Here is a 23,005-nt window from a genome sequence, read left to right on the forward strand (position 1 = left end):
TGGGAATTACCCTCAGCCGTGTAAGAGTATCCCACCACCTGTCCGGCATCGTTGATACCGTTGGCCTCGCTCCAGCTCCTGCCCAAAGTGCCCAGGTTAATTGCCGTCCTGCTGTTAAGGTCAACAAGGAAGGCTGCTATCTGGGCGTTTGCATGATTGACAAAACCAGGGCCGATAATTAAGGCGACGGCCAGGACAAGATGACGAACTTTGAAGGAAGGGCTGAGTAGTGTCATGGCATTCTCTGACAAGGCGATGTTTGGTAATCCATTGCTTCAATGTAAATAATGGAGTTCATGCTGTCAAAGCAGCTTCTCTCGATCTTCAGTTTTTGGTTCTATTTTTAAACTTCCTCACAACTAGCGGGATCTTTCTTCATCGGATGTATTGATAAAGAGTTTCGTGGCTTATCCCAAACTCCTTCGCCAGCTTTGTCCGGTTTGCCCCTGTAGCTGCCTGCTCTCGCAGCTTGGCAATCCTGTCTGCATTCAGAGCCGGCTTCCTGCCCTTGTAGACTCCTTTGGCCTTTGCCAGTGCTATCCCTTCCCGCTGCCGCTCCTTGATGAGGGACCGCTCAAACTGAGCGAAGGCACTCAGCATGGTAAACATCAAAGTAAAGCGAGGATCATCATTACCGGCAGTGAAGTTCATATTCTCCTTAACGAATTGGACCGATACTCCCCGATCATTCATTTCCCTCACCAGCTTGACCATGTCTTCCACGTTACGCGCCAGCCTGTCCATGGAATGGACTATGAGCGTATCCCCCGAACGAACGTGATTGAGTGCAGCCTGGAGCTGAGGCCTGTTCGTATCCTTGGCTGATGCCTTGTCGGTGAAGACCTTGTCCAAGTGAATCCCATCGAGCTGGCGCTCATGATTTTGATCCGGTGAACTGACGCGAACGTATCCAATTCTTTGACTGGTCATGACTCTCTCTCTACAAAAATGTCAGAGTAGAGTCCATTACCTTCATGAGTGAGTGTCAATCAATATAATTTCGTACTCTAGATTGACACAAAATGACAGGAAAAGTGTCAGGCAGATTTGTCAGGATGGGGTGTACCCTAGCTGGGCATTCAATCCGCTGTCCATGGACAATTTGTCAGGCCCACTTTAGACTCCCATCCCTTTCTTCTTTCTTATTTCGGGCTTTCTTTGGAATGAGAGCAGTAGCTCTACAGTTGATACATGTAGTTACTTGGCTTCCTCGCGTAGGATTGTGGATAAGCCGAGAGGGGAAGGACATTTGGATAACATTAGCTGTCCTAGCTGTGGCACTTGGTGCCGTTTACGCCTTTGGTGTAGGAGAGCAATCAATACGTGTAGCAGGATTTTTTCTTGAACTCTTGGGGCTAGCAGTAGTGGCTATAGGGCTGAACGATAGTAGGCAGCTATTTGGACGGCCAGGAGTATACACTGCGATAAAAAACTCAATGAAGCGCTTCCCCAAGCCTTGGAGAGAGACTCACGTGCTGCTTGTTGGCAGTGCCGGTTCAGCATATGGGAGTGCTACAGCAGCGGCTATCAGTAACTCAACCTCAAGGCTTCCGACTACTTTAGAGGAGAGGGTGGCTTTACTAGAAGAAAGACTATACCTCGCTGATACACAGATTAATGAAGGACGGCACAAACTTGAGGAAGAGGCGAAGAAGCGGAAGGCTGTGGTAGAAGCTGAGGCAGAGGCTAGAGCTGCGGGCGATAAGGCAGTGCAGAAGCTGATTGAGGAAGCAGTAATAGGCGGGATAAGGCTGGAGACCATGGGTGTCGTTTGGTTAGCCTTTGGCTTAACCTTGTCCTCACTCTCGGAGGAAATAGCTTGTCTTATTAGCAAGCTGTGGGGAACGTAAGGCAAGCCTCCAAATAGAAAGGAGGAGCACTCTCCAATACTCCTCCAATCGTAATTCCCATCAGTAATTCCCTCAAGTAACTCTTTCCAGTATTCCCCGTTGACCCCCTAAAAGTAGTGTGACCGAAACCTATAACAGAAGCCGTTAAACATTCATATAAGAGGATAACTATAGGTAAACCAATAGTGCTCCATAGATAACCAGTAGTTCCTGGTAGTAACCCAATCAGACCTTCTTAAAAGTTAATGTGAGGGGTAGCCCTCGGTATTCCAGAAGCGCTCGAAAGAACCTACTCGGATATAAACAGCGGAAAAGCCGTAGAACTCAATAATGGATTTGCGGAAGGTAATGGTGAATGTTGCCATGATATTTCTCCTCTTGTTTCTGGCGCTATGGCAGGATTGCCGCACTCAGTAAGATGAACTATAGATTCATTGAATCCATCTGTCAACTTCTTTTTCACCTAGCTTAATCAGTAGGAGCTCCCAGGCAGCTAGAGGCATAGCTCTGTAGTTGACTGTACCAACGGGAGCTAACCAATTATGCATAGTCCTCAGCGAGACATGTAGGAGACTGGCGGCTTGCTCCCTGGTGAGATTATGTTTCTTCAGGACTGCCCTTATCTCGTCTGGGGAGGGTGTTGTTAATGTGGATGTGTCCATCAGGTCTTCTTGATTAGAAGGTATTGTGGTTATTTGACTTTCCATAGTTTCCTATTAGATCAAAATAAATTCTGGATAGCTTAATCTCTTTAATCAAGACAGGTTTTTGAAAGCCTTATCATTAGATCAAGAGGGGGTACCGGGGGGATAAAGCTGGACGGTGTAACGCAGGGTACCCTGGGATAAATTTGTGATAAAACATTTAGGGTCCCTCGATTGCCAGTCACCTTTCTTCCTCCAGAGACCAGAGACATCTTTCCTTCATGAAGTCCCGAGGCTTCCGTTTCTCCAGCTCAACCAATCTATAAAAAATCAACTATATTAAAATCCAAGGAACAGTGACAAAGGCGTTTTCGAACAACAATCCATTTAGCTTAGGCATGGATGTCTTAACGCATGAGTTTGAGTAGGAGGAGCCAAAATGCCCATTGACATCGGAGTAATTACCTTAATACCAGAGCCGGATGAGGATAGAAGTTCGCCTCAAGATTCTCCAGAATTTCTGATTGGATTCGTTTATTGGCTTCAAGATTTCATCAATGAAATAAGTAATCAAGTTAGGTTACAAGGGAATTTGACAGGCTACCAGGGTTTACCCTTATTTGATGAAGAACTGATACAAGGGTTGCCTGATGCACTAGCAGAACTTAATGAAAACAGGCAATTTGAATCCTTGGTAGAATCACTTCAGTCAGGCGGCCCAACATTGATTAATATGATTGTGCAACATGGTTTATACGGTGCTCAGCTTAGATGGAAGCTTTCAAACGTTAATATCCGTATTACGCGCTTCCTTGAGCGCCAAACAGCGCCACTGCTACATAGGCTTTTGTCCACTGTTGATACCATATTAGAAAGTATTCTCGGAGTTGTGGCGGGAGGTTCAGCAATCAAGGAATTGAAGGAGATGATTGAAAATGCTCTGGCTCTAGTTGCGCCAGAGCCCGAATAAATATGGGGTCCGTAAATAATAAGAAGACTCTGTAGAACAAACCATAAGCATTTACTTAAATCCCCCTAAAACAATCTTATCCAGCCACCCCCTCAACTGCTGTAACCCATACCCCAATCCATACTTGTCCCCAATATCTTCCTTGCCCCACCCACCCACTGCATCCTGAATATCCTTAGGTGCTCCCACATTACGTAAACGGTCTCTGATGGTATGGCGAAATTCATGGGTTGTCTTCTTGACACCCAGACGAGACTCAATCCACTTGTTCAGCGTATTGGAAGCGTGAGTCGCCTTGCATTCGCTCTTATCGGTGTACCGGGGGAAAGCATGAGTTTGCCCTGGCTGTGCTGTCTGGATAATTCTCTGTGCTGCCCATAGGGAAACCCCTACCAAGGGTACATTTCTCTTACTGGATTTAGTCTTAAGGGTGCGCCAAGGATGAGGGCGAATGGAGACGTATGGAATAGGAGCATTCAGGTGTAAGTCCTCCAATGTTAGCCCCGCAGCTTCCGCTATGCGGCATCCAAGGTCTATCTGTAGGGCTAGCAACCAACGTATATCATCATCCTCTTTCTTGCACTCCTGGATGAGGGTAATTAGCTGGTCATTATCGAAGGGCTCTCTGGCTTTTGAGTCCTCGCCCAGTCCGGGAATTCTCAAGCTTAGAAAGGGGTTCTTCTTGGTTATTTCCCTTTCCACGATAGCCACATTAAATATCGCTCGGAGAATACTTATGTATCGCCCTATCGTTGTAGTCTTAACACCTTCCGCAATACCCCTAGTCACAAATTCCTTTGCATCTACCCTGCCTACTTCCTCAAGTTCCTTATCCCCAACTAATGCTATTAGTCTTCCCCACACCCGCTCGGTATCCGCTCGGAACTTCTTTTTATCTTTATTCTTGTGGCCGTCAAGGTAGACCCGGAGAGCATCGCTAAGGCGAAACTTCGGCTCCTCGTTCAGTAACCGCAGTGCTTCCAGTTCCACAGGGTCTAGGAACTCCTCAGGCTCCACGCTGCGGTATAACTCTTCATCGCCCTGGGCATACGCTTCATGTTTCCTTTCAAAAACACGAATGAGAAGGTCAAAGGCGTGCTCATCATTGTCTGCTGGCTGAGGCTTTAGCCCATACTCTGCAAGCATCTTTACCGCAGCTTCTCGAACACTGTACGGTTTTAGCTCAGGGTTTCCACGAAGTGCTGCCCATGTTGATTCGTACTGCCTATTGAGTTCACGAACTCTTTTAGCAATCAATCCAGGGTCGCTAGTCTTTAGGTTAACCTTGACGTGGGTTGCACTGTGGTAGCGATGCAGTAAGTCCTTGGGTAGCTTGCGCTGGTAGTAGTAGGTATTACCGCGCTGATAGACGTACTTGATTGACACGCTGAAGATGCGACCTAGCAATAGTTTCATTAGATGGTACCACGAAAGTACCACCACAAGAAGACTATACGCCGGATAGGTTACTGAAAAGTAAGAGAATATTACTCAGTATCTGGCTCCCCGACCAGGGCTCGAACCTGGGACCTGCGGATTAACAGTCCGTCGCTCTACCGACTGAGCTATCGGGGAATTGGAGAGGTGCATATACTAATAGCTTAAGCCAAGCTGGTCAATCAGGGGGAACGAGTTATTGGGCTTGACAGGAGCCATTAAGGCTGATGGAACTGAAATGCCGTAGCCTTGTATTTCACCAAAAGAGGGAAATCGACTTGCAAGTAGCGCGGCTCAGGAAAGTTATGCCGGGCCCCTAGTACAGGCCACTTCTTGCTTGTCCAACATTAAATTTCCCGTAAAGAGATCATGTTTAATATTGGACGATCCATTTAATGAAGGATTTGTTTGCGCGATTGGCCGGCGCATAAGCGCCGGTATTTTCTGAATCGATCAATAATTTCTCTCCGAATCTTTCTCTGGCACGACAATAATTTTTTCCTTCTCTTTTTCTTTTTCTGCAGGACGCTCTACGGATACACAACCCGTGATTTGAACGAGCAATAACGTCGCTATAAACAATTTTAGTATTTTCATAGGAATAATCCTTTTGTAATTTTGTAATTCGGCATGAAGTAAATGAATGGGCCGAATTATTACAGTATCCCAAAGTTGCCATTAAAACCGTTCGTTAGCACACATTATTGACGAGCAAGTTTTCTTTGTATCCGGATGAGAACCAGCGGAAGAGCATATCTACCGGGAAGATTTCCCTTGACATTTAGAATAATCCACAGTTCCGTTCTAAGTTCAGAACCGAAAATTGCCGTGCTCTTCAGAGGTTGCAACAAAGCTTGACTTTATTTTAATTTATTGATACCAAAGCCTTTTTAGAAATGTTCAAAAAATAGCCAGATAAGAAAAAGCTGTTACAGGAGGGCGACTTACTCTTCCTTTCATCAGCTTATCAACAAACTTATCCACAGCAATTGTGGAAAATAAAACGTCTGATGTAACGGTGTCAGGAAATGCAAAAAGTGCTGCATACGGGGAATTCAGACGAACACTTACGCCTCAGGAATCCTTGTCACTTTCGCTTGCTTCAGCATTTAAGATTCCTGATTGAAAGACACTTCTTGAAGCCTGGTCAAAGTATCAAACAGTATTAAACGCCTGTCTGTTTCTACCGCACAGGCTTTTCATACTCCTCTTGCCGCAATGCCGCTTCCACGACTTCCTTGGCCTCCTCGATGTTCTTTACGTGCGACAGATCGATTCCCGGGTTGGGATAGCTATGCCAGAAAGAAAACCCTGCGGTCGTGATCCACAATAATCCCCTTACATGCTGTTCTACGAATACCTCCTGATGATGCTCATCAACTATCTTCCATTCAATATCCATCGTTAAGACTCCTCAGCGTCTGGAAATGTTAATATAACCGATCAAACTCAGACTGTAGCAGTTATACTTTCATACTAATACCAATTGCTTCATTCTGCACTCATCCTGAGTCACCAGCACTAATTGAGTGAATGCCTGCAAGCGCTGGTTAGCCGGCAAAGCCAGAAATACTACGAGCGATGTACGTCCTCCTCAATCTCCCGCCTGTTTCATAGTCCATTGCCCTATTGGGATAACGTTCAGTAGCATGCACCTCGGCAGGAAGGAGCTTTTATGTCGATTCATACCCTATCCTGCTCAATCGTCAGCAAGGAAAAAACAATGACTCAAGATGTAAAGAAAAATCGGTTACTGGTATTGGCAATAGTCGTTATACCTATTCTTGTCAGTTCCCCGGCGCGAGCCGACGCAGTGACGCACTGGAACCGCGTGGCAGGCGATATTATCGTGGACTCGGGATTGGGCCCCCTACCGGCAGATCGTGCTCTCGCGATCGTGCAAACCGCGGTATATGAGGCAACAAACGCAATTACCCAGCAATATCCGGCCAGCGATCTCAAGCTGAAAGGTAAGCCGGAAGCCTCGGTGGAGGCCGCCATTGCAGCGGCAAATCGCGCTACGCTTACAGCCCTGGTACCTGTGCAACGGACAGCTATCGATACTGCCTATCGCCAGGCGCTAGCCGCGATCCCGGATGACATCGCAAGAAGCGATGGCCTTGCGATTGGCGAAAAAGCCGCAGCGGGAATTCTGTCGCAGCGGGCACAAGACGGTGCCGATGCAGGAGAATCATACCGCCCGCACACCTCTCCCGGACTCTATGTGCCTACTGTAATACCGGAAGCGCCACACTGGTTGCAAATCAAGCCCTGGCTTATGGACAACGCTGCCCAATTTCGTCCCGGCCCTCCTCCCCACCTGGAAAGCAAGTTATGGGCACGCGACTACAATGAAGTCAAAGCGCTGGGTGGAAAGTACAGCCAGCACCGCACCACTGCTCAGACTGAAATTGCCCGTTTTTGGGAAGAAGTAATGCCTCCGATCTACCATGGAGTGATACGTTCGGTTGCCGAAGCGCCAGGAAGGGAGATCACGCGAAATGCGCGCCTCTTTGCGGCGGCAACCCAGGCTTCGACCGATGCACTTATAGCGGTATTTGACGCCAAGTATCATTACGGCTTCTGGCGCCCGCTCACTGCCATTCGCAATGGCGATGTTGATGGAAACAACGCAACAGAACGGGATCCTTCATGGCTTCCCTTTATCGACACACCCATGCATCCTGAATACCCGTGCGCCCACTGCATCGTCGCAGGCGCGGTAGGAACAGTACTGAAAGCTGAGATTGGTGCAGATCCCGTACCGCCCCTGGCTACTACCAGCCGCGCCGCAGGCGGCGTGATACGCAGTTGGAAAAATATCGATGAGATCGTCCAGGAAGTGGCCAATGCACGCATATATGATGGAGTACACTACCGCAACTCCGGTGAGGTAGGCACCGCCATGGGCAGGCGAATTGCCGAGCTGGCAGTTATGAAATATTTCCGCACTGACCAGTAAGCTTTTAGTGCCCTCAGAAACTCTCCCTGAGCGCCGGCCTTGCGCACGGTGCTCACGATCCCCTGCGGTTTCGTGCCGGCGCCTTTCCCCATTCCAGACGATACCAGCCGCAGTAAATGAGGCAGCCAGTGCTCAAAATGGGCTTGACAAATTGAATTAATCCACAACGTCATAAAAGTTCCATATCTTCGAAAAATCTCTTTCGCAAAACTTCCCGGATATAAGGCTTATTTATAAACAACTGAAAATAAATCTGTTTTTTTGGAGACAAAAAATGGCCGAATAAAAAAATCCGTTATGGAAACGTCACTTATCAATTGTGCTCATACCTTATCAACAAAGTTATCCACAGTTATTGTGGAAAACAAGATCCTTGACAGGTATGAATGAAGCATGACGTGGAATCGACAAGAAACGACGAAATGAACATGTCGGGGAACAAAAGCGTCCGGAGTGATGCCTAAAGTTCTTATAGCTACGTTTTGCCGTTTGTTGTTTGAGTTTAAGCGTGTAGCGGGTTGTTCTAATGGGCTTTAGGAGGTCGAACGTGAAACAGCATGTCACTTCGCACAAATATATCCTTTTTTCTGACTTGCTCGATAAAGGAGCCGAAATCTTTACCAAGAAAAAACTCGAACATTCTCGATCAAAGGCCGACACACCTGATAGCATGGGAAAAAATTCGCCAGTTCCAAAGTCTGCTAGCAGATTGAAATCTTTCCGGAAAGGAAAAGAAAAAGTTTAGCAGCTCAAAAATTCAGGAATGCGGCGGCAGCACCTGTTGCCGCAGTTGTTTCCCATACAGCAGCAATGGCAGTGCCTCTCGGGCTGTTACTGAAAAGTGAAGTCCCAGAAATACCAGTCGCGAAACTTCAAGGATTAAAGCAGCAGATCTTATGTTACGCGGACATTCTTGAATTGCCAGGGATCATCCCTGTCGATATCCTCGTCAAATAGCCATCCTCGATCCTGCAATGGAGTCCAGTCCGAATAGACTCCCACAAGCTCCCCCAGATAGGGCCTGGCTACCTCCAGGACAAGCTCGTGGTCGATTACTTCAGGTTCCACTACACCCGATCTCGGATTCTGCAGAGCCCATATCATCCCGGCAAGAATGCCAGCCACCACCTGCAAGCTGGTAGCGCTATTGAACCGGGCAAGCCGCCGTGCTTCCCCTATGGATAACCGGGATCCATACCAGTAAGCACATTTTGCATGGCCCATGAGCAGTACTCCAAGCTCGTCCGTTCCCTCCACCAGTTCATTCCGAAGAATGCGCTTTTTCGCCTGTATTTGCCAATTTCTGCCCGCAAGTTCGTGAACTGAAAGTACAGCATCGTCACAGGGAAGATAAGCGTAATGCACCGTTGGGCGGTAAATTACTTCTCCCTTTTCTCTCAATGTCAGATGGTCAGCTATTGAAATGGATTCGTTATGGGTTATCAGAAAACCATGATACGGTCCGCCGAGGGGTGTCCAACTGCGTACGCGGGTAGAAGCGCCGGGGCGGCTGAGATAGATGGCGGCATCGCATCCGAACCCGTGATGCGCTCCATCCACCGGCCAATGACGTTCATGACTCCCCCATCCCAGTTCCGATGGCTGAAGACCTTCACCGACAAAACCATCCACCGACCAGGTGTTGACAAACTCATTGGGCTGTTTGCGTTGGGAAGCAACCTGGGTATCACGCTCTGCAATGTGGATTGCTTTTATATTGAGCTGATGCGCAAGCTGCGCCCATTCCCAGGAGTTTGCCGGTTTTTTCACTGCCATGCCGGTGTCAACAGCAATGTTCAGTAATGCCTGTTTCGCAAACGTCGAGGCAAGACCCGGATTCGCACCGTGCGACAAAAGCGCGGTGGGGCCTACCTGCTTTTCCCGCGCAAAAGCGAGCGCTTGCTCACGCAGCGCATAATTGGAACGCAAAGACGGGGAAACAGATCGGTCAACATATCCGCCGGCCCAAGGTTCGATGCAAGTGTCCAGGTACAATGCGCCTCGCCGCCAGCACAATTCCATCAGGGCAAGGCTGGAAACGTCTACCGCGAGATTAAGCAGGAAATCTCCCTCATCGAGCCAAGGCTCCAGCACAGCGAGATAATTTTCCTGGGTCAGCGAATGGGGTGTGAATGAGACGCTAAATTTACGAGCGATTTCACTGCCATGTTCATCAGCTGCGATTATCCTCACCTGATCGGAGCGAATCTCGATATTCTGAAACAATAACGAAAGCAAAGCCTGCCCTACGCTGCCAAAACCCACTATTATCAAATTCCCCTGCAGATGCGCGTGTTTGGTATTTGCCTGCTTGTGCGCTTTCATTTCCATATCGAAATTAACCCTCCTCCTCATTGCTGGTCACTGCCAACACCGCCTTTTCCAATTGCCAATCAGTTTCCGTCCCATCACTTCCCAATTTCGCTCCACATATCATCCACACTGACATCACTGATATTATGACAGATAGAATCCTTGAGATTGCGTGGCTCCTGCCCGTACTCACGCTCCACTTTTAACTGCCGCCAGGCCAGGATTGAAACGCCCCTTGGCAAATACTCCTCCTGCCGGTCTTTCCGGCATGGATTTTCCTTGAGCAGGAACCGGTAGAGTCAAACAATGGTCAAATTATTATTATTTTAATATACCCTTCAAATTGCATGCGACCCTGCCGGACGCGGGCGTGACCTGATCATCGTATCAAGAGTAACCGGTAACGGAAGTCAAAAGAAGCAAAACGGGGGGTTCGAGTGCAAGAGTGTTATGGCGGTTTCATTTTTATTGTTATGGATGCAGTAGCTTTTGAACTGATTCACTTTATTGAGGCTTAAGGAAAAGCGCTATGACGAATTCTAATTGTATCCTGCCGCAGCATGAAAATCATACCCATCCCCACGGCCCGGAATGCGGCCACACAGGCGTCACGCACGATGACCATGTCTGCTATCTTCACGATGGCCATCTGCATTATCCCCACGGCAACCATATCGATGAGCATGCCATAGACGTCAGTGAGATCAATCCGCAGAACTGTACTCCGGGACATGAATGCGAAGGTCACGCGCAAGGGCATGTACATGGCCCCGACTGCGGGCACGAAGCCGTGCCTCACGGAGATCATGTGGATTATCTGGTCGGAGGCCATCTTCACCATCCCCATGATGACCATTGCGACGATCATGGTCCGGTGAAGACAGTGGGGTGATCCTGTCTCCAGGCATTCCTTCGGAGAGCTTCCCCCAAGCCAAAGAGACTGACCGGTTCAGGGGAAGGGGGAAGCGCGGTGTATTATTGCTTGCGTGAGAGGTATTCTGCTCAGATTACGAGCAACGCAGGATGCAGCATTTCGATCTCGTACAGAGGCCGGCCCTGCTGTGGTGGCGAATAAGCGCCATAACTCGAAATCGCCGAAGGGTCCAGATGACCGACAACCTGCTCCAGATCGGAAAGCCGCAAGCCCTGGCGTACAAGATAGGTAATGTAGCTATGCCGGATCGTCTCGGCGGTGATTTCCTGGGGATCAGGCAATCCCGAATCGATTGCGGCGCAAACCAGCGCTGTTGACAGATCGACGCGTGTCTGCGAATCATCCGGGTCCCATACCGGGCGGTTACCAGACTGCTGGAGCAAGGATTTGAGCGGATTGTTGAGCGGCACTGCCCTCGGAGTTCTTCCCTCGAGGTTGATGACATTGGTACGCTCGTTGATCTGATTCGCCTTCAATGATGCCGCTTCATCGATGTCGAGGCCACTGAGCAGCAGACCGATAAGCTGCTTCCCCTTCAGGTTGGCAGCATTGATCAGGGTCCGTAACTGATGACTCGAAAGTTCCCGGTGCACCGGTTTTGGCAAGGCAAAGTTGGTTTTCTGCTCTAACGGTTCGGCTTTGGCCCCGAGCGCGGCGTGAGGATGATCAATCAACTCGGTAGCAGGCGGGGTATATCTCTCCACACCGAATACTGCAATGGAAGGCTGTTGTTCCTTCTTTTGGGTCAGATACTCAAAAACCCACACGCTGATCAATCCCAGAAGCAGGGAGCCGGCGAGCGCTATCAAGGCTTCACGACTGTAGTTCGGTCTTACTGGCTCCCTTGATTCATATGCCCTACTGATCACATCGACCTGCGGATATTTGTCCTTGCGGCCGGTTTTCACCTGTACCAGCCGTTCCTGCGTATCCCGATACAGCTTTTCCAGTCCTTCCAGATCGGTCTTCAACGCCTCGTGCTGGGTAAATTTTGTCGCGAAGCCCGATGCCCGCTGCCTGTGCTCGCCCAATTGCTCGCGAATATCCCTGACGGTCTGTCGTGCAGCCGCGTACTTCACCTCGGCTTCATTCAAAACTACATTTTGACCACGCAACCGCTTATTGTTGATAGCAGTCTCGAGTTCCTTGATCTGCTCAGGAAGAGACTTCAGGTCGGGTTGCAGGTTTAAGTACTCGCGAGTAAATTTTTTATCGAATTCCGCCAGTTTTTCACGTGAATCATGCAGACGCTTCTCGAGGTCGGCCAGGCTGATTTTCTCATCATCCGGAACCACTGCCTTTCCCCGGGCAATTGCAGCTCTGATGGCGTCCAGTTCCGCTTTCGCCTTGACCTCAGCCTCGGAAGCCTTGTTAAGCGACTCGTTCAGCCCCTTCAGCCGGGCCGATGGTTCATTCTCATCGCGCTCTGTCGATAGAATGTTATTGTTTTCACGGAAGTTCTCCAGCGCCGCCCTTGCAGCAGCAACCTTGTCAGCCAACCCCTCCAGCTCACCCTCGACAATACGTTCAGTATTGCTCTTCAAACGTTTTACTTCTTCACTTCGCGCTTCCAGGTATACGTCTATCCATGTATTGATGAGCAAAGGCAAAAAGCGGGGATCTGAGCCTTCCGCCGCGACCTCGACGAGGTTGGTTTCGGGAACGGGCTCGACGGCCAACAAAGTCTGAATATCAGATTCAGTCAACCGATTCAGAGATTTGCCGACGGGAGAAGCCTTCAATTTCCTCAGGGTTTCGGCGGCAAGCTCCCGCCCAAGCAGGATTTGGCGCTGGATTGCAACGTGCTGGACATCGGCATCATCACTCTGCTGGTCGATCGGTGTCATGGCCGAAGTAAGCAATGTCGCGCTGCTGCGATAAATTGCCGGCTGGCTGTAAACGTAAGCGAGACTGATAGCGGCGTTTGTCAGAAATACAAGTCCAAAAATGTTGAACCTGCGAGATTGATACCAAGGGGATTCACTCTTATCGGCAATTCGCCCCATTTGATGTGAATTGCCCCCAAGATGCAAGTTGACTCTGTTTTTCATCATGCCTGCAATTCCCCTGCGCCAGCTGTTGCCATGCCATCTATCACCCACACTCCTCCGCGCAATTCTTCCACTGATTCGATACAAATGTCACGAGATAAATGAAGCCTCTGTACGGTGCCGCACAAACGGGAAAGGGTTCATCCTCTGACAATGGGCCAACTAAAAAAGCGGCTTTATTCATATTATTGTAAAACGCTTGCTTTAACTTCACGGTTAGCAATCGCACACACAGCAAGCGTCGGGTTTGTACCAAATTTGAAGTTAAATCAGCAACTTAATCATTTCAGGAAACCGAAAATGAAAAAACATCTTGATCAGGTTCTGTTCGGCAATGCCTTTGCTTCGTTCGATCATCGGTCGGCGGCATTCCGGCAAAAAATGTTTGAACATTTTCAGACGAACAAACGCAGGCAGTGGAAAAAGGTTGAAGGATTACCGGAAGCGGGAAAAAATCATGGTGTAATATACTTCAGAGAAAGTGTGTAAGAAGCTCCCATCCGACCAGGAGTATACCGCTCTCTCTACGCGCTTTCCTGCGATTGCCCAAATGCTTTCCGAACGTGACTTCGACAATCATGGCGTTCCCATAAGCTCGGCAACGCTCTTCCAACTTTCCCCACTTCCATAGCTCCTGCTCAATCTGATGACCGCAATGCCCGCAGTCTTCATAGGTCATGGAAACCCTATGAATGCCCTGTCTCGCAACACGTATACTGAAGCCTGGTCCGCTATTGGCACGGGCCTTCCGGCCAAACCTGAAGCTATCCTTTGTGTCTCCGCGCATTGGTACATACCGAAAACAGCGGTAACTGCACAGGAAAATCCCCCCACGATTCATGACTTCGGCGGATTCCCGCAGGAACTGTATCGAGTCCAGTACCCGGCGCCCGGATCCCTGGAACTTGCAGCGGAAGTCGCGGATTTACTTCTGCCGGATGCGGTCCTGGACACAACCTGGGGGCTCGATCATGGTACCTGGTCAGTCCTCGTCCATATGTTTCCGGATGCGGATATTCCCGTCATCCAATTGAGTATAGATGAAACCAAAGAGGCCGCATGGCATTATGAGACGGCACGAAATCTGGCGCCGTTGCGGGATCGGGGAGTCCTTATCCTGGGAAGCGGTAATATCGTCCATAATCTGCACACCTATTCATGGGGAAAGCATGATGCAGAACCCTATGACTGGGCTCTGAGGTTCGAAAAAATGGTACGTGCGGCGTTGAGATCAGACAATGTCGAATCCCTCATCGCATATGAAAAGCTGGGAAAGGACGCGTTGCTATCGGTGCCAACCCCCGACCATTACCTCCCGTTTCTCTATATTCTTGCTCAGAGGCAGTACAACGAGGAAATCAGTTTTCCGGTGGAAGGATTTGATGATGGATCAATTTCCATGACGGCAGTCCAGATCGGGGTATAAGGCCCGCTCATCTGAGGCAAAGATTGGAATCTCGCGCATCTCCACGAAAACCCTTCTCCTTCCTCACGTTTCCTTTGTTTCCCTTATCTCTTTTAACCTATCGTAATGGTAAGCGGCCGTCTTTTCCTGAGCGGCGACGCGTTGGCGTATCGCATTTTCGTAGCGCGGGAGATCGAAAAGAACATTGCCTTCGGATTTCTGCAGGGCTTCCAGTAACATGTCTGCGCCGAGTTGCGCGGATTCGATTGCCCACTCGATGCCCGTTCCGCTGAGAGGGTCCGGCGCTGCCGTTGCATCTCCGACTGCTATCCAGGCATCTCCACCCATTGCTGGAAACATCGTCGCGCCAGCCGTCCGGCCGGATATCGGCCGCTGATCGAAAGCTCCTGCCGACAATGGCGCGAGAAGACGGGTACACTGCAATTCCTGAAAGAAAAAATCCTTCAAGCCCGACTGCCGCTGCTTGAGTTCATTCCGTCCGATACAAAAACCGGCGAAATAGCCTTTTCCGGCGGGCAAAGCGTACCACCAGCCACTGCGTGTACCCTCGATATAGAGAGTATGGCCAGGCGCTATCCGTGCCTGGAGGGAAGTCATCAGGGCAATTTGCGAGGACTCTGCTACAGGTGCATGATCGAAAAACGGCAGTGGCACGCGCCCTGTCGCAAGCACTATAAAACGTGTATAGATAGCGCATTCGCCTGCACCGGAAGTGGTTTCATTGGAAGGCGCATCCGGGGAAGAGCGCGCGATCAGCCGCCATCTGTCATGCTGGCGCTCTACGCCCACCACTTTGGCGTCGGGGATTATAGTGCCGCCTGCGCCGGAAGCAAGATTTCGCAAAGCGCCATCCAGAAGCGGACGCTCAATCGCTACGCCTGCGCCCCATGGATTAAACATTGCGTTGAATATTACCGGCTCGGCCGTATCCCACAGCGAGACCGTTTCATGAATCTCTATTCCATGCACTACCTCTGAAAAAAAATCGGGACGGTACTGCTCGATAAAATGGCGCCCCCGACCCGATACGAGTTCGATGCCGCCGGGAGCGTAGCCTCCCCAGTACATGAGCTTTACATCGACACCCGCACGCGCGAGCGCAAGCGCGCAGATGGCGCCCGCAGGTCCGCCGCCTATGACAACAACATCCGATATCTCTCCCTCCGGAAACATTTGCTGCTATCGACCCTTTTTCCTGGCAAACAGGACTATTCTGTACTACTGTCACTCTATAGGGAAGAACTGGATAGTGATGCCGGGGAGGATAGGCTTGCTGGTTCATGTTTCCCCCTCCCTGATTCTTGGAAACCCGGAACTAGGCACGGCTAAAAGAGGATATCAACCATGCGCGCTAGCAAAGGAATACTAATACAAGAAGAATGCCGGACTATCAGTCGCCGTACTATTTTAAAAGCGTCTGCCGCCATGTTTGCGGCAGGTGTGTTGCCGCCTGCCAGTGCCGTTTTTGCACAGAAGATCCTGGATCGGACACAGGACCAGATTCTGGGCCCCTTTTACCCCATTATGAGCGAACCCGATCGCAGCGGGGACCTCACACGGGTACCCGGAGGATCAGGACTTGCCAAGGGGCAGCCCATCATCGTCAGGGGAACAGTACGCAATCCTGATGGCAAACCAGTGTCAGGCGCGGAGGTTGAAATCTGGCAAGCCAATGCTGCGGGACGCTATGCGCACCCCGACGATACTAATCCCGCGCCCCTCGATCCCAATTTCCAGGGTTTCGGCGCAGCGACTACGGGTCCTGACGGCTTCTATCAGTTTAAAACAATAAAACCGTTGCATTATCCGGCAGGCAGCATCGGAATTCGGCCGGCTCACATCCATTTCGATGTCAGAGGCCGTCGTGATGAACTGGTAACCCAGATGTACTTCGAGGGAGACCCCTACAATGAGAAAGATTCCTTCCTCCAAAGTGTTCTCAATCCAAACGCATTGATTGTAAAGCTGCTTTCGCCAACCGCAGAGGAGCCCGAGTTCATGATTGCAGTATTCGATATTGTCTTCAGGGGCTAGCTGCTCGATGCAACAGGTTCTTTGTGCAGGCACATTTAAAAACCGGAGGTATCGTAGAGGTTAATGAAATACTTAGGCCATCTGTCGACAGATGACCCCTTTTATGAATACCTCCGGTACGACATCCTCCCGGCGCTGCACTCCGTGAATCATCCGGATTTCAGGGTTTATGAGTTGCGGGCCTCCAACCATGTTTACCTTTACGAAGAACGGGATAGCGGAGCCCGGGTTATTGGAAAATTCTTCGGGGGTGTTCCGCATATCGGCCCTGACGCTGCGTTACGTCACATGGAGCAGGAGTTCAATAATTTGAACTATCTGCGCAGAATCGGCTTCAATGCCTACCCCCACTATGTGGTGCGCCCCCTTGGCCGCAACGCCAGCCTTAACCGTGTGGTTGTGGAAGAATATTGCTATGGCACACATTTTAAACATGTCATTCTCAAGGCAATCCGAGAAAATATGCGCGACGTTCTTTTCCAGAAGCTTACCGCGCTCGCTTATTTTCTTGCCACGCTGCATAACCGGACAGCGCACGAGAGCAAGGTGGAGTTCAACAAAGAATGCGATTACTTTGACCAGGTCATGAACCGCTTGCTAAGCGCAGCATGGATTGGATGGGATCAGGCTCAGGACTTGTACCGGCTAAAAAACCGATGGAGGGACAAAGCCTGCATGTGGGAAGACTGCAAGGTTCTGATCCATGGCGATGTTACTCCGGATAATGTTCTTTTTGGCGACGGCCTTTGGGTCATCATGCTCGACCTGGAGCGGATGAAATCGTCTGACAGGGTGTTTGATCTGGGCCGGGTCGTAGGCGAACTCCAGCATTTCTTCTTGCAGCAGGCGGGCGACAAGTGGGGCGCCGAACCCTTTATCGGGCATTTTCTATGGGAATACAGTTGTCATTTTCCCGATCGCGATGCAGCCTTCGCTGCGATAACTCGCCGCCTTCCCTTCTATGCTGCGCTCACTCTTCTGCGCATCAGCCGCAATGCGTGGATCGATGGGACGTATAGGAAGCGCTTACTGGATGAGGCCAGGAGGACATTGGAGTAGTAACAGGTAATAACACCGGAGTACATGCGTTATGGCAATAAAAGGCATCCTGTTTGACCTCTACGGCACGCTGATCGACATCGAAACCGATGAATCCATCGATGAAATCTATCGCGCCATCGCGCACTACCTGGTTTACCAGGGTGTATATCTTCATCGCGGACAGGTGCGGGAGCGCTACTATGCCATTATGAGACAACAGAAGGATGCGAAGGATGAGGAATACCCGGAAATCGATGTGGAAGCCATATGGAACGAACTGCTCCTCCAGCAAGGCATCAAGTCAAACTACATCCGGGGACAGCAGGCAAAAGTGATCGCCCATATTTATCGCGGCATCTCCCGCAAACGTCTTCGACTCTATCCAAACGTGAAGGAAGTATTGAATGAGCTTCAGGCGCACTACCAACTCGCGCTGGTGTCTGACGCACAACCCTGTTTTGCACTGCCCGAAATTCGGGCGGTGGGTCTCGAGAGTTATTTCAATCCTGTCATCATTTCCAGTTACTATGGTTTCAGAAAACCCGATTCCCGTCTTTTCAACAAAGCGCTCGACAAAATGGGTATCTCGCGCTCAGAGGTAATCGCGGTCGGAAATGATATGTTCCGGGACATATATGGAGCCCAGCTTCTCGATATCAGGGCGATTTTTTTCGACTCCAATCAGGGCGCCAAAACTTACGAGAATGTTGTACCCGCGTATCGGGCCCAACAATTCGAGGATATCCTCACTGGGATAGCTCAACTGGGGCAACGTTAGCGTCGACCGGAGCGCGGGGAATCGATTCCCCCTCCCCTATGAAAAAGGAGATAAAAGAAAGGATAGCTGGGGAAAGTTGCTCTCAACCCGGGTATTTAATCTTCAATCGGTTAATAAAGGGTTCTGACAACGAAAAGTCTCTGTCCCCTGGTACGAAAACCTTGCAACTGTGTTCCGTTCCGCCATGGCTTACCTTGAGGGTTGCAAACACCCCCTTATCTGCAGGCCGGGTAACAGGGATCTGCAGCGTGCCCGCTTTCAATTTATAGCCGTCGGGCAGTATTCGGGACGCTGCCACACCGTCGAACCTCGCTACGCCGCCTCTCGTAAGGTAGGAATATTCGACCTCTGGCTGGACCTGAGATTCGGAAATCCCACTCGAGGCCCAATTGATGTTGAGTACGAATTCTTCTCCTTGCTCTGCGGAAGGTGCCTTGGCGGGAGTTGCCCAGCAGGTCAGCCCCGGACGCTTACGCAGACACGCTGACCAATTTTCGACTGACCTGGACGCATCGCTATTGCCGGCCACTGCCCGCTGCATAAAAAACTCCGCAGCCTGGGAAGGATCGAGCGTTGCATTTTGGGCGCAATATCCACCCTTCCATTGCCCGAATCGCATGTCGCTCATTGTGTCTGCAGGACTAGAGCCTGAATCCGGGCTATCATCAGGCGGGAAATCATCCAGATTGACAAGCCCATACGTCAGTCCCAGTGATTTATCCTTGCCGAACTGCTGGGCACGCTTGATCGCCTTTTGCGCGTCCTCGTACCTCAATGCGCACAATTCTGAATACATTGCCCGATCTCTCAGGGGCGGCGTAATCCTCTGGTATTCATCATAAAATCCATTTGCCAGAGCGCTATGGCAGGTTTCGCTGGCAAACACATTCCCCGGCAGAATCGGCCAGATCAGCGCGACAGACAGAATAAGCGTGAGAGCGGAAATATATTCCTTTTTCATGATGCTCCTCCAGAAGGCAAGCATATTATATATAAGATGTTACCAGGCCAGAAGAAGGCTTTGCCTCAAGAAAGATTCGACAATCAGAAAACACATCCATTGTGATCAATCACACAGACAATTGTCTAACTTTATGCTGAACTGGCCCTGAACTCAGGCTCTACCAATAAATAAACAAATAACCGGGAGATACTTTATTCCCTCCATTGATACCGGGTTTCCGAATTCCGATGATAAAGTTTCTCCATTGCTCAACCGTTATACGATGAGTCGTTCTCCCTGGCTTATCGTCTTGCTTTACGTCGCTTTATCGACCCTCTGGATGGCCGTTGCGGGCTATCTGATATCACTCATGCTCGAGGATCCGGTTTTGCGGGGCCGCGCCGATCTGGCAAAGGAACTGGTTCTTATTGCCATTAGCAGTATCCTCTTTTATGCGCTGCTTAAACTGGGCCGGGACACCTCCATTCGCGAAGGGAATGCTGCAGCTTCGGCTCCGGCAGATTTCCGGCTGAACCGGTTGATGTTGGCGTTCTTCTCCCTGGCGATGATGGCGCCCATTATCAGCATAATGATTATAAAGGTGTATGGCCCGGAGATAGAGCGAGGTGCCTATGCTGATCTGCAAACCATCGTCGATCTTAAGGCCGAGCAGATCGAACTCTGGCTTGCTGAACGGCATAACGACGCGGAGGCATTGCTGGCGAACCAGGCGCTTATCGAGCAAGTAGTCGATCTCAAACGAAGAAGAAACGCGCATGAACTGGAGCTTATCCGTAATCGCCTGGAGGCAGTGCGGCAAGCCTACAGCTATGAGTCAGTGATATTGCTTGATGTCGAAAGCCGACCTCTACTCGTGTTAGGCGAAAAGCATGAACTGCCCCCCGTTACCCATGAATTACTATCTGCCGCGTTACGTTCACGCCAGATACAGAGTACCGATTTCTTTCTGGATGAAAACGGAAAACCTCTGCTGGATATTGCAGTGCCTCTGGTAGCGGAGACAACAAATAAGGAACCTGTTGCCATTGTGCTCTTACGGGCGGATCTGGAGCAATTCCTTCTTCCACTCGTCGAGAAGTGGCCCCGTATCAGTCGCAGCGGAGAGATACTGCTTATCGCCCGGAAGAATGAAACCATCAATTATCTTAATAAATTGTACCGCTTTCAACGGACACACAGCACACATGGATATCATGCGCTCGCCAGAGACGAACTTGCTGGCGCCATTGCCACGCGTGCCGAACAACAGGGGACAGTGCATGGAATCGACTACCGGGGAGAGCAGGTGCTCGCGGCCTATCGACCTCTTACCGGCACCGGTTGGCTCTTACTCGCAAAAATCGACCAGAATGAAGTATTGGCTCAGTTATGGACTCTTGTATTCTGGATGAGTGCCGTCATTCTCATTGCGGTTACTGCGGTAAGCGTCGTGCTGCTGCTGCTATGGCGTCAACAGCAACGCGCCCACCAGTTGGCACTGATCATTCACACGGCCGAGCAGGATCGCCTTCTCAAGTATTTCTATGACCTGCCATTCATTGGCATGGCAATTACCTCCCCCGATACCAAACGCTGGTTGCGGTTCAATAATCAGTTTTGCGAGATGATGGGATACTCAAATGAGGAGTTGGCAAAAAAAAGCTGGGCTGAGATAACTCATCCGGATGATGTCACTAAAGGTACTGCCGAGCGCGAGCGCATCATGAAAGGTGAGTCTGAAGGCTATGCGATGAACAAGCGCTTCATCCGTAAGGATGGCTCGATAATCCTCGCCAATGTGGATGTCAAATGTGTCCGCAGGGATGATGGCACGGTGCATTATTTTGTTGCCATGATCCGGGATATTACCGAGCAGGAAGGTCGGAAAACTGAGATTCTGGCGGCGCGACGCCAGCTCCAGGCCACGCTCGACGCCATTCCCGATTTACTGTTCGAGCTTGATGCAGACGGTTGTGTCCACGCGTGGCATTCGGTCCGGCGTACCGAGTTTCCGACTATGTCAGGTGAAAACCTTGTAGGCAAAAAGGTTGCGGATGTTCTCCCGGCCGGGGCAGTAGATATTATCCTGTCGGCATTAGCGGAGGCGCAGGAGAAAGGGCTCTCCTCGGGGAAACAATTGGAACTCCGCCTTCCGGGCCGGGAAGACAAGTGGTGGTTCGAGCTTTCCGTCTCGCGCAAACATGTCGATTCCGCAGCGGGCCCCCGTTTTATCGTTCTTGCGCGTGATATTACGGAACGCAAGGCATCAGAACAAAGAATACTGCATCTGGCGCATTACGATTCGCTCACCGGCCTGCCAAACCGCGCTCTGCTGGCCGACCGGATGAGAGTGGCCATCAATCGTGCAGCACGGCAAGCCAAACGCCTCGCTGTACTGTTCGTAGACCTCGATCGTTTCAAGGCAATCAATGATTCGCTTGGTCATGACATTGGCGACCACCTTCTCAAGGCTGTGGCCGAACGAATGCAAACCTCGATACGCAGCGTAGATACGGTAAGCCGGGTGGGAGGTGACGAATTTGTTGTGCTCCTGAACGAGATCGAAACCGCGGAGGATGCAGCTCGTGTAGCGCAAAAAATCATAGATGGCCTTTCACAACCGTACCAGATCGAAAAACATGAACTGCTGCTGACCGGAAGCATTGGCATTTGCATCTATCCCGATAACGGCAAGGAACCGAGTATCCTCCTGCGCAATGCAGATGCGTCCATGTATACAGCAAAGGAAGCTGGACACAACCGTTACCAGTTCTATTCGGAAGACATGACAGCCCGGGCGATCGAGCGGCTCAGTCTGGAACATGATCTCCGTGGGGCGGTCGAACGCGGTGAAATGTTTCTAGTTTATCAGCCCCAGATCGAGCTTGCGACAAGCCGCATTATCGGGGTGGAAGTGCTAATGCGCTGGCGTCATCCCGCACATGGATTGATCTCCCCTGTTCGCTTTATTCCCGTTGCGGAGGATACGGGACTGATTCTCTCGATCGGTGAATGGGGTTTGCGCGAATCGTGCAGGCAGGCGCGACTGTGGCATGAGCGTGGACTGCTGAATGCATGTATCTCAGTCAATGTTTCGGCAGTGCAATTCCGCCAGACTGATTTTGTCGAAATCATTGAAAATGCGCTTCAGGAGTCCGGTTTGACTCCCGCTAGCCTGGAACTGGAACTTACTGAAAGCGCAGTCATGCAGGGCGCGGAACCCGCGCTGAGCAAACTGCGCGAACTGGATGCGCTTGGGGTGAAAGTCGCCATCGACGATTTTGGCACAGGTTACTCAAGTCTCTCCTATTTACGGCAGTTTACCGTTGACCGCCTGAAAATTGATCAATCATTCGTACGGGATGTGCCGGGTAATAACGATGCCGAGGCCATCGCAGCGGCAATCGTGGCAATGGGTCTCAACCTGGGTTTCCGTATCATTGCCGAAGGTGTAGAAACGGAAGCGCAAGCGAAATTTCTCCAAAGTGTCTTATGCAAGGAAGGCCAAGGTTATCTCTTTGCGTGGCCCATGACTGCCGATGAGTTTGAAGCATGGATAGCCGCATGGCAAAACCGCGCGGGAAACACGTCCTAGCTGGGATATCTAAAAGGGCGCCAGGTT

At 50.4% G+C, this 23,005-nt stretch carries 19 protein-coding genes, 1 tRNA gene and 1 pseudogene; 10 read left to right on the forward strand and 11 right to left on the reverse strand.

The window, feature by feature from the left end:
* Together BMY01_RS11620 and BMY01_RS11625 are read right to left on the reverse strand one after the other, a co-directional pair.
* A pseudogene (locus BMY01_RS11620) lies at positions 1–236 on the reverse strand (hypothetical protein); the annotation flags it as partial.
* 139 nt (positions 237–375) lie between these two features.
* The gene (locus BMY01_RS11625) at positions 376–930 is read right to left on the reverse strand and encodes a recombinase family protein (protein ID WP_074747385.1); all 555 of its coding nucleotides are present in this window, start codon (positions 928–930) and stop codon (positions 376–378) included.
* A 233-nt stretch (positions 931–1,163) separates the two neighbouring features.
* Here BMY01_RS11625 and BMY01_RS11630 point away from each other — a divergent pair, with 233 nt between their 5' ends.
* Positions 1,164–1,850: a hypothetical protein gene (locus BMY01_RS11630; protein ID WP_074747388.1), complete on the forward strand. Its 687-nt coding sequence runs from the start codon at positions 1,164–1,166 to the stop codon at positions 1,848–1,850.
* 242 nt (positions 1,851–2,092) lie between these two features.
* On the opposite strand, the gene BMY01_RS18630 is transcribed toward BMY01_RS11630, so the two are convergent.
* Positions 2,093–2,215 (reverse strand): hypothetical protein, encoded by a 123-nt coding sequence (locus tag BMY01_RS18630; protein ID WP_302848428.1) that lies wholly within the window; start codon positions 2,213–2,215, stop codon positions 2,093–2,095.
* Positions 2,216–2,933: 718 nt separating this feature from the next.
* Between BMY01_RS18630 and BMY01_RS11640 the strand changes: the two genes are divergently transcribed.
* Positions 2,934–3,464: a hypothetical protein gene (locus BMY01_RS11640; RefSeq protein ID WP_074747392.1), complete on the forward strand. Its 531-nt coding sequence runs from the start codon at positions 2,934–2,936 to the stop codon at positions 3,462–3,464.
* Positions 3,465–3,515: 51 nt separating this feature from the next.
* Here BMY01_RS11640 and BMY01_RS11645 read toward each other — a convergent pair whose 3' ends face one another.
* The 4 genes from BMY01_RS11645 to BMY01_RS11655 all read right to left on the reverse strand — a co-directional run bounded on the left by BMY01_RS11645 (position 3,516) and on the right by BMY01_RS11655 (position 6,303).
* Positions 3,516–4,850, reverse strand: coding sequence for a DUF6538 domain-containing protein (locus tag BMY01_RS11645; protein WP_254772719.1), 1,335 nt, complete (start codon positions 4,848–4,850; stop codon positions 3,516–3,518).
* Positions 4,851–4,963: 113 nt separating this feature from the next.
* A tRNA-Asn gene (locus BMY01_RS11650) sits at positions 4,964–5,039 on the reverse strand.
* A 315-nt stretch (positions 5,040–5,354) separates the two neighbouring features.
* On the reverse strand, positions 5,355–5,498 hold the full coding sequence (locus BMY01_RS17830) for a hypothetical protein (protein ID WP_175463254.1): 144 nt from the start codon (positions 5,496–5,498) through the stop codon (positions 5,355–5,357).
* A 586-nt stretch (positions 5,499–6,084) separates the two neighbouring features.
* A complete protein-coding gene (locus BMY01_RS11655) occupies positions 6,085–6,303 on the reverse strand; it encodes a hypothetical protein (RefSeq protein WP_074709052.1) in 219 nt (72 codons plus the stop codon).
* Between the two features lie 321 nt (positions 6,304–6,624).
* On the opposite strand from BMY01_RS11655, the gene BMY01_RS11660 reads away from it, so the two are divergent.
* Positions 6,625–7,863 (forward strand): vanadium-dependent haloperoxidase, encoded by a 1,239-nt coding sequence (locus BMY01_RS11660; protein WP_074747395.1) that lies wholly within the window; start codon positions 6,625–6,627, stop codon positions 7,861–7,863.
* A gap of 894 nt (positions 7,864–8,757) precedes the next feature.
* On the opposite strand, the gene BMY01_RS11670 is transcribed toward BMY01_RS11660, so the two are convergent.
* Positions 8,758–10,194, reverse strand: a complete 1,437-nt coding sequence (locus BMY01_RS11670; protein WP_254772721.1) for a homospermidine synthase — start codon at positions 10,192–10,194, stop codon at positions 8,758–8,760.
* Between the two features lie 511 nt (positions 10,195–10,705).
* On the opposite strand from BMY01_RS11670, the gene BMY01_RS11675 reads away from it, so the two are divergent.
* On the forward strand, positions 10,706–11,068 hold the full coding sequence (locus BMY01_RS11675) for a hypothetical protein (protein WP_074747401.1): 363 nt from the start codon (positions 10,706–10,708) through the stop codon (positions 11,066–11,068).
* A gap of 110 nt (positions 11,069–11,178) precedes the next feature.
* On the opposite strand, the gene BMY01_RS11680 is transcribed toward BMY01_RS11675, so the two are convergent.
* Positions 11,179–13,164, reverse strand: coding sequence for a GumC family protein (locus BMY01_RS11680; protein ID WP_254772722.1), 1,986 nt, complete (start codon positions 13,162–13,164; stop codon positions 11,179–11,181).
* Positions 13,165–13,461: 297 nt separating this feature from the next.
* Between BMY01_RS11680 and BMY01_RS11685 the strand changes: the two genes are divergently transcribed.
* Positions 13,462–13,650 (forward strand): hypothetical protein, encoded by a 189-nt coding sequence (locus BMY01_RS11685; protein ID WP_074747404.1) that lies wholly within the window; start codon positions 13,462–13,464, stop codon positions 13,648–13,650.
* Positions 13,651–13,816: 166 nt separating this feature from the next.
* Complete coding sequence (gene ygiD / locus BMY01_RS11690; RefSeq protein WP_175463255.1) at positions 13,817–14,587, forward strand: 4,5-DOPA-extradiol-dioxygenase; 771 nt, start codon at positions 13,817–13,819, stop codon at positions 14,585–14,587.
* Between the two features lie 63 nt (positions 14,588–14,650).
* On the opposite strand, the gene BMY01_RS11695 is transcribed toward ygiD, so the two are convergent.
* The gene (locus BMY01_RS11695; RefSeq protein WP_074747410.1) at positions 14,651–15,760 is read right to left on the reverse strand and encodes an NAD(P)/FAD-dependent oxidoreductase; all 1,110 of its coding nucleotides are present in this window, start codon (positions 15,758–15,760) and stop codon (positions 14,651–14,653) included.
* A 171-nt stretch (positions 15,761–15,931) separates the two neighbouring features.
* Between BMY01_RS11695 and BMY01_RS11700 the strand changes: the two genes are divergently transcribed.
* From BMY01_RS11700 to BMY01_RS11710, 3 genes are all read left to right on the forward strand, one after another.
* Positions 15,932–16,621 carry a dioxygenase family protein gene (locus BMY01_RS11700; RefSeq protein ID WP_074747413.1) on the forward strand — a complete coding sequence of 230 codons (690 nt, stop codon included), beginning with the start codon at positions 15,932–15,934 and terminating at the stop codon, positions 16,619–16,621.
* Positions 16,622–16,684: 63 nt separating this feature from the next.
* On the forward strand, positions 16,685–17,680 hold the full coding sequence (locus BMY01_RS11705; protein WP_074747416.1) for a phosphotransferase: 996 nt from the start codon (positions 16,685–16,687) through the stop codon (positions 17,678–17,680).
* A gap of 31 nt (positions 17,681–17,711) precedes the next feature.
* Entirely contained in the window at positions 17,712–18,440 is a 729-nt protein-coding gene (locus BMY01_RS11710; RefSeq protein ID WP_074747419.1) for an HAD family hydrolase, read from the forward strand.
* Positions 18,441–18,522: 82 nt separating this feature from the next.
* Here the strand turns inward: BMY01_RS11710 and BMY01_RS11715 are convergent, their stop codons facing one another.
* Positions 18,523–19,401, reverse strand: a complete 879-nt coding sequence (locus tag BMY01_RS11715) for a hypothetical protein (protein WP_074747422.1) — start codon at positions 19,399–19,401, stop codon at positions 18,523–18,525.
* A gap of 265 nt (positions 19,402–19,666) precedes the next feature.
* Here BMY01_RS11715 and BMY01_RS11720 point away from each other — a divergent pair, with 265 nt between their 5' ends.
* Positions 19,667–22,978 (forward strand): bifunctional diguanylate cyclase/phosphodiesterase, encoded by a 3,312-nt coding sequence (locus BMY01_RS11720; protein WP_074747425.1) that lies wholly within the window; start codon positions 19,667–19,669, stop codon positions 22,976–22,978.
* The last annotated feature ends 27 nt before the right edge of the window (positions 22,979–23,005 follow it).

This window comes from Nitrosospira multiformis (genome assembly GCF_900110185.1).
GTDB classification, from domain to species: Bacteria; Pseudomonadota; Gammaproteobacteria; order Burkholderiales; family Nitrosomonadaceae; genus Nitrosospira; species Nitrosospira multiformis_A.